This is a genomic window from Geodermatophilus sp. CPCC 206100 (assembly GCF_048569675.1).
Classification (GTDB): Bacteria; Actinomycetota; Actinomycetes; order Mycobacteriales; family Geodermatophilaceae; genus Geodermatophilus.
Genome location: NZ_JAQISV010000046.1, coordinates 50,136 through 56,926, shown reverse-complemented (window position 1 = coordinate 56,926; position 6,791 = coordinate 50,136). Strand labels below are relative to the sequence as shown.

Sequence of the window (6,791 nt, the reverse complement as noted above, 5' to 3'; positions counted from 1 at the left end):
GGACGCGGACCCCACCGGCCGGGCCGCACGGCCCGGCGCGGCCGACGCGGCGCTGATCAGCGCCGCGGACGACCCCTCCTCCTCGCCCGACTGAGTGCGCCGGGCCGGCTCCCCAGCCGGCACGGCACCACCGCCGGCTCCATCCAGGACCGGCGCACTCAGATCCGGAGAGGGACACAGCGATGAACAGATGGGTGCAGCGCGGGCTGCGCACGGCCCTGCTCACCGGCGGCCTGCTGGCCGCCGGAGCGGGGGTCGCCGCAGCCGACGAGAACGACGTCACCGCCGACCTGCTCGGCGTCACCACCACCGTCCCCGAGCAGGACGGCGCCGTCGTCGGGACCCCCGTGGTCACGGGGACCGGCACCGACCTGACGATCGGCGAGGACCTCGTCCTGCCGGTGGACACGAACACGGTGCCGGGGACGACCGTCCTCGGCGACGGAGGTGTCTCGGTCCCGGTGCGGGTCACCGAGGCCGACGACAGCCCGCCGGACCCGGCGGACGGCCTCACCGTCACCGTCCCGGTCAACACGTCCGGAGGGGGGACGGCCGGGACGACCGTCACCGCCCCGGTCGTCACCGGCGACCTCGGCGGCGTCCTGGACGGCGACCCGCTCACCGGCGACTCCGTCGCCGTGGACCTGGTCGACCCGGTCGTCCCGGGGCCGGGCGGAGAGGGCCTGCTGCTCGACCTCGAGGACACGGTCCGGATCGGCGACACCGACGGCACGACGTCGCCGGACACGGTCCTGGACCTGCCGGTGGGCCTCGACCCCGAGCGGGCGACCACCGTGGCCCTGCCGCTGCCCGGCGCCCCCGGCTCCGCCGGCGGACCGGTCACCGATGAGGACGTCGACGTCACCGTGGGCGGCCTCCTGGGCACGGGGAGCACCGGGAGCACCGGCGGGGAGCAGCCCGCGGACGCCGAGCCGCTGCTGAGCCTGCCGATCGACACCGGGTACCTCCTGCCGGGCCTGCTCGGCGGCGACGCCCTCCGCGACGACACGGTCGACGTCGACCTCGGCGGCCTGCTGGGCGGCGGGGCGGGCCGCGGCTCGGTGGTCACCGTCCCGGTGAACGAGGGCGGGACCGGAACCGGCAGTGACGTCCTGGTGCGGGTGACCCTCCCGATCGACCTGGCCGGCCTGCCCGGTCGGGACGGCACGGGTCCGGACGCCGGCGAGCCCGGCACGCCCGGCGGTACCGGCGGGGACGGCCAGCCCGGCACGGGCCCCGGCACCACCGTGCCGGTCCTGCCGGGAGCTCCCGGCGGGACCGCGCCCGGCACGGGTGCGGACGGGACCGGCACCGGCGGAACCGCCGCCGGCGGGAACGGGACTGCTGCCGCCGGCGACGGGACCGGCACGAACGGGTCCGCTCTCCCCGGCGACTGCACGGACGGCGGCCCCGCCCCGGCCGGCACCGGCGGCGCGCCCGCGGCCGACGGTCCGGACACCGGCGGCCCGGCCGCCTCGGGCTCCCCGGGGAACGGCCCGGGAACCGGCCTGCCGTCGACCGACGCCTGCGGAACCGGCGTCCCCCAGGCCGACGTCGCGTACCGGGCGTCCGCCACGGGGGCGGCCGGCGCGCCGGTCGCGCTGACCGCCGGCGCCCTGGCCGTCGCCGCCGGGCTGCTGATGGCGGCCGGTCGCGGCCGGCTCTGGCGGGACCGGGCGTAGCACTCCCCCGGCGGCAGGGTGGCGACGTGGCCGAGGTCCCCGCGGTCCGGCTCGTGCCGTACGAGCCGGAGCACCTGCTCGCCGTCCTCCCGTGGTTCGACGACCCGGAGGTGCAGCGGCGACTGGGCGGCCGGGCCTGGCCCGAGCGGGAGCTGGCGCTGCGCACGACCCGGTGGACCGAGGAGTTCCGCGGCCGGCGGGTCCTGCGCGCGCACTCGTTCATCGCCCTCGACGAGGCCGACCGTCCGGTCGCCCAGATCGGCGGGGACGTCTACGACCGCTGGACGGTGTGGGACCCGGAGCGCGAGGCGGTGCTCGCCGAGGACCGGCGGACGACGATGGGCGCGGCCTACGTCGTCGACCCCGGCCGGACCGGCCGCGGATACGGGCGGGCGGCCCTGGCGGCTCTGGTCGCGGCGCCCGAGACCGCCGACGTCGAGCAGTTCGTCCTCGGCATCGAGCCGGACAACACCGCGAGCCTGCACGCGGCGGCCGCGGCCGGGTTCCGGCCGCTGACCACCGAACCGGACGCCGAGGACATGCTCTACCTGCACCTCGTGCGCTGACCGGCCCCGAGCGTCGGACCCCGCTGCCAGTCTGGGGCGGTGGACCCCTCGACCGACCTCGCGCTGCTCCGGCTGGTGGCCCAGCGGCTGGCAGGCCCCCGCCTGCCCGACCCGGGCGCCGTCGTCCGCCGGCTGACCTGCGTGCAGGGCCAGGACCTCCCCGGCGCGCTCACCTCGGTGGCCCTCCGGACGGCGGACGGCTCGCGCGCCGCGGTGGAGGCGGCACTGGACTCGGGCGACGTCGTCCGGTCGTGGCCGATGCGCGGCACCCTGCACCTGGTCGCCGCCGAGGACCTGCACTGGCTGCTGGAGCTGCTCGGCCCGCGGGTGCTGGCCGGCGCTGCCCAGCGGCGAGCCGACCTCGGCCTGACCGAGGCCGAGATCGAGCAGGCCCGGGAGCTGGTGACCGCGGCGCTGTCCGGCGGCCGGCGGGCCGGGCGCAGGGAGCTGCTCGCCGCAGTGGCCGACGGCGGCGTGGCCACCACGGGGCAGCGCGGCTACCACCTGCTCTGGTACCTGTCCCAGACCGGGACGCTGTGCCTGGGCCCGACCGACGGCGGCGAGCAGCTGTTCGTGCTGCTCGCCGAGTGGGTCCGCGCCCCGCGCCGGCTCGGCCGCGAGGAGGCACTGGCCGAGCTGGCGCTGCGGTTCTTCACCGGGCACGGCCCGGCCACCGTCGCCGACCTCGCCCGCTGGGCGGGGCTGCCGGTGCGCGACGTCCGTGCGGGGCTGGCCTCCGTGCGGTCCTGCCTGACCGCCCTGGAGGTCGACGGCCGGGAACACCTGATGGCACCGGAGACCCCGGACCTGCTGGCCGAGCACCGGGCCGACGCCGAGCGGCTGCACCTGCTGCCCGGGTTCGACGAGCTGGTGCTGGGCTACGCCGACCGCAGCTGCACCGTGCCGCCGGAGTTCGCCGGGCGCATCGTGCCGGGCAACAACGGCGTCTTCCGCCCCACCGTCGTCCTGGGCGGCCGGGTGCTCGGCACCTGGCGGTGGACCGGCACCGGCACGCGCCGCCGGCTGGACGCCGAGCCGTTCACCGCGTTCCCGGAGGACGTGTCGGCCGCCCTCCCGGAGGCCGCTGCCGCCCTGCCCTGAGGCGGGGTCCGGTGGCCGCGCCGCGGGGAGCGGAGAAGGCTCGGGGCATGGAGTACACGCGTCTGGGCAGCACCGGCCTGCAGGTCTCGCGGATCTGTCTCGGGATGATGAGCTTCGGCGAGCCGGAGCGGGGGCCGAGCCCGTGGAGCCTTCCGGAGGAGGACAGCCGGCGGCTGATCGAGAAGGCGATCGCCGCGGGAATCACCTTCTTCGACACCGCGAACGTCTACTCGGCGGGGTCCAGCGAGGAGATCACCGGCCGGGCGCTCCGCGACTTCACCGACCGGGAGGACGTCGTCCTCGCGACCAAGGTGCACGGGCGGATGCGCCCCGGCCCCAACGGGAGCGGGCTGTCCCGCAAGGCCATCCTGCGCGAGCTCGAGGAGAGCCTGCGCCGGCTCGGCACCGACTACGTGGACCTGTACCAGATCCACCGCTGGGACCCGGAGACCCCGATCGAGGAGACCCTCGAGGCGCTGGACTCCGCCGTCCGGTCGGGGAAGGTGCGCTACCTCGGGGCGTCGTCCATGTGGGCGTGGCAGTTCAGCAAGGCCCTGCACCTCGCCGGGGAGCACGGCTGGCACCGGTTCGTGTCGATGCAGGACCACTACAACCTGCTCAACCGCGAGGAGGAGCGGGAGATGCACCCGCTCTGCGCCGACCAGGGCATCGGCGTCATCCCGTGGAGCCCGCTGGCCCGCGGCCGGCTGACCCGCGACTGGGACGAGGCGACCAACCGTTCGGAGCAGGACGACTTCGGCCGCCGGCTCTACGACGAGGCCGCCGACCGCGCCGTCGTCGAGCGGGTCGCCGAGGTGGCCGCGGAGCGCGGCGTCCCCCGGGCCCAGGTCGCGTTGGCGTGGGTGCTGGCCAAGCCGGTCGTGACCGCGCCGATCGTCGGCGTCACCAAGGACGCGCACCTCGACGACGCCGTCGCCGCGGTGGACCTGCAGCTGACCGACGAGGAGGTCGCGCGGCTGGAGGAGCCCTACACGCCGCACGCCGTCGCGGGCTTCTGAGCGCTGCGATCGGGCGTACCAGCACCTCGGCCAGGTCGTGCACCACCACCTGCAGCGTCTGGACCCCGACGGACCGGAGCCGGACCCGACGGCGCAGCGGTCGCTGGTGGTCGCGCGGCACGCCGACGGCAGCGTCTCCGGCCGGTTCGACCTCGACGCCGTCGGCGGCGAGGAGCTCGTCGTCGCCCTGGAGTCGACGGTGCAGGCCGGCCGGACGGCCGGTGACGACCGCACCCGGGCACAGCAGCTCGCGGACGCACTGGTGCAGCTCGCCGACGAGCTGGGCTCCTGACCGCGCCTCTCGGGGTAGCTCAGGCCTTCCGCTCGACCACGAACACGGGGATCTGCCGGTCGGTCCGGCGCGCGTACTCCTCGTAGGTCGGGTAGACGGCGACCGCCCGCCGCCACCACTCCTCCCGCTCCTCGCCGAACACCTCGCGGGCGACGCCGTCCCACGGCTCGGGGCCGTCCTGGACGGTGACCTGGTCGGGGTGCCGGCGCAGGTTCGCCACCCACGCGGGGTCCTTCGGGGCGCCGCCGACCGAGCCGACCATCGCGTAGGCGCCGTCGTGCTCCACCCGCATCAAACCGCCCTTGCGGACCTTCCCGGACGTGGCGCCCCGGGTCCAGAAGATCGCGATCGGGATCCCGGTGTCGCGGAGCGTGTTGGCCTCGCGGCCCCCGGTCGCCTCGTAGCGCTCGACCTGCTCGCGGACCCAGGCTGCGGTGCTCGGCTCGTACTCACCTTCCAGCGGCATGGACCGAACCTAGGTGGGTCACCGCCGACCGGCCTCCGGAGCCGTGAAGTCGATCGTGTGCGGCACGAACCAGCTGAGGTTGTCGGTGATGAGCCCGTCGCTCTCGCGGATGCCCAGGCCGGCGGGCTCCCCGTCCACCACCCACGCGCCGATCACGGGGTGGTGCGGTCCGTCGACGCCGGGGAAGTCCGGCAGCGGCGCGAACTCCTGGACGACGAAGCCCTCGGTGCCGTAGCGGCCGGGCTGCTCGGCCACGACGGCGCCGTCCCGGACGATGGCCACGTTGGCGCCCTCCCGGCCCCACAGCGGCTTGCGCACGTACTCCCGCCACGACGACGGCAGCTCGTCGGCGAAGTAGGCCGGGAGCAGCAGGTCCCGCAGTGCCGCGTCGCCGCCGAACAGCCGCCAGAGCACCGGCAGCAGGGCCTTGGTGCTCCACAGCATCTTGTAGGCCGGCTCCACCCAGGTGGTGCCCCCCGGGCGGGCTGCGTCGGCGAGGACGGCCGCGCCGAACTCGTCCTCGATCAGCCACTCCCACGGGTAGAGCTTGAAGGCGACGTCGAGGTGGCGGCCCTGCTGGTCGTAGAACCGCCCGTCGCCGTCGTCGAGGGCGATGTCCTCGACGACGATCTCGATCGCCTCGTAACCGGCCTGGACGACGGTGTCCATGAGGTAGGCGACGGTCATGCGGTCCTCGCCGGAGGTCTCCTCCGACGTCCAGGCCAGGTGGACCCGGGGCCGGACGCCGGTCCGCCGCTCCCACCGCAGCAGGTTGCGCTGCCACGCGGCCACGAGCTTGTCGTGCAGGGCGTTCCACTGGTCGCGGCCCTGACCGGTGAACAGGTGCCAGTTCCACTGGGTGACGGCGGACTCGACCAGGCCGGTCGGGGTGTCGGCGTTGAACTCGAGCAGCTTCGGCGGGCCCTGGCCGTCGTAGCGCAGGTCGAACCGGCCGTACACGCTGGGCGGCTCGGCGTCCCACGTGCGGCGGATCTCCGGCCGGGCGATCGGCGGGATGCCCATCCGGTCGAACAGGTCGTGCTCGACGACGTGGTCCCCGGCGGCGACGCACATCTCGAACAGCTGCGCGACCCACCCCTCCAGCCGCTCGACCTCGCCCATCGTGAAGTCGTAGAAGGGGCCCTCGCGCCAGTAGCTGCGCACCTCGCCCCCGGGCGTCGTGGTCCGGTTGTAGACCAGGCCCTGCGCCTCGATCTCGGCCTCCCACCCCGGCCGGACGACACCCCCCTCGACCCTCCTCATCCGCCGGCGGTGCCCACCCGCGCGCCGGTCCCGGACCCGAGCCCACCGGAGACGCGGGTGCCGCTGCTGACCTTGCCGCTGGGGGGCAGGCCGGCGCGCTGCCGGGCGGCGGTGTCGGTGGGGCTGATGCGGGTCCCCCCGGCGGGCAGCACCGTGCCCACCGGCAGGCCGGGGCGGAAGCCGCCCAGGTAGAGGAAGAACAGGCCGGCGCCGGGACCGCGGTAGTCGTCGTCGCAGAGGTCCTCGTCGACGATCTCGCCGTCCTCGTCGGTGCAGTACGCGACCTGCTCCTGGTCGTCGTCGTCCGTTCCGCAGCCGGCGAGGAACCCGGTGGCCGCGGTCGCCAGCACCGTCGTGGTGAGTGCGCTGCGGACGCGGTTGGAGACGGCCATGTGCTCTCCC

At 75.7% G+C, this 6,791-nt stretch carries 7 protein-coding genes and 1 pseudogene; 5 read left to right on the top strand and 3 right to left on the bottom strand.

Annotation, left to right across the window (positions count from 1 at the left end; genetic code table 11):
* The first annotated feature begins 182 nt into the window (after window positions 1–182).
* The 5 genes and pseudogenes from PGN05_RS20155 to PGN05_RS20135 all read left to right on the top strand — a co-directional run.
* Window positions 183–1,682 (top strand): hypothetical protein, encoded by a 1,500-nt coding sequence (locus tag PGN05_RS20155; protein WP_419754354.1) that lies wholly within the window; start codon window positions 183–185, stop codon window positions 1,680–1,682.
* 26 nt (window positions 1,683–1,708) lie between these two features.
* Window positions 1,709–2,248 carry a GNAT family N-acetyltransferase gene (locus tag PGN05_RS20150; protein WP_419754353.1) on the top strand — a complete coding sequence of 180 codons (540 nt, stop codon included), beginning with the start codon at window positions 1,709–1,711 and terminating at the stop codon, window positions 2,246–2,248.
* A 39-nt stretch (window positions 2,249–2,287) separates the two neighbouring features.
* Entirely contained in the window at window positions 2,288–3,349 is a 1,062-nt protein-coding gene (locus tag PGN05_RS20145) for a winged helix DNA-binding domain-containing protein (protein ID WP_419754352.1), read from the top strand.
* Window positions 3,350–3,396: 47 nt separating this feature from the next.
* Window positions 3,397–4,368, top strand: a complete 972-nt coding sequence (locus tag PGN05_RS20140) for an aldo/keto reductase (protein ID WP_419754351.1) — start codon at window positions 3,397–3,399, stop codon at window positions 4,366–4,368.
* 10 nt (window positions 4,369–4,378) lie between these two features.
* Window positions 4,379–4,660, top strand: a pseudogene (locus PGN05_RS20135) (DUF222 domain-containing protein); the annotation flags it as partial.
* Window positions 4,661–4,679: 19 nt separating this feature from the next.
* Here PGN05_RS20135 and PGN05_RS20130 read toward each other — a convergent pair.
* The 3 genes from PGN05_RS20130 to PGN05_RS20120 are packed head-to-tail and all read right to left on the bottom strand — an operon-like array spanning window position 4,680 to window position 6,781.
* Window positions 4,680–5,126, bottom strand: coding sequence for a nitroreductase family deazaflavin-dependent oxidoreductase (locus tag PGN05_RS20130; RefSeq protein ID WP_419754350.1), 447 nt, complete (start codon window positions 5,124–5,126; stop codon window positions 4,680–4,682).
* Between the two features lie 18 nt (window positions 5,127–5,144).
* On the bottom strand, window positions 5,145–6,389 hold the full coding sequence (locus tag PGN05_RS20125) for a glutathionylspermidine synthase family protein (RefSeq protein ID WP_419754349.1): 1,245 nt from the start codon (window positions 6,387–6,389) through the stop codon (window positions 5,145–5,147).
* On the bottom strand, window positions 6,386–6,781 hold the full coding sequence (locus PGN05_RS20120; RefSeq protein ID WP_419754348.1) for a hypothetical protein: 396 nt from the start codon (window positions 6,779–6,781) through the stop codon (window positions 6,386–6,388). The genes PGN05_RS20125 and PGN05_RS20120 overlap by 4 nt, the downstream gene beginning before the upstream one ends.
* Window positions 6,782–6,791: the final 10 nt, after the last annotated feature.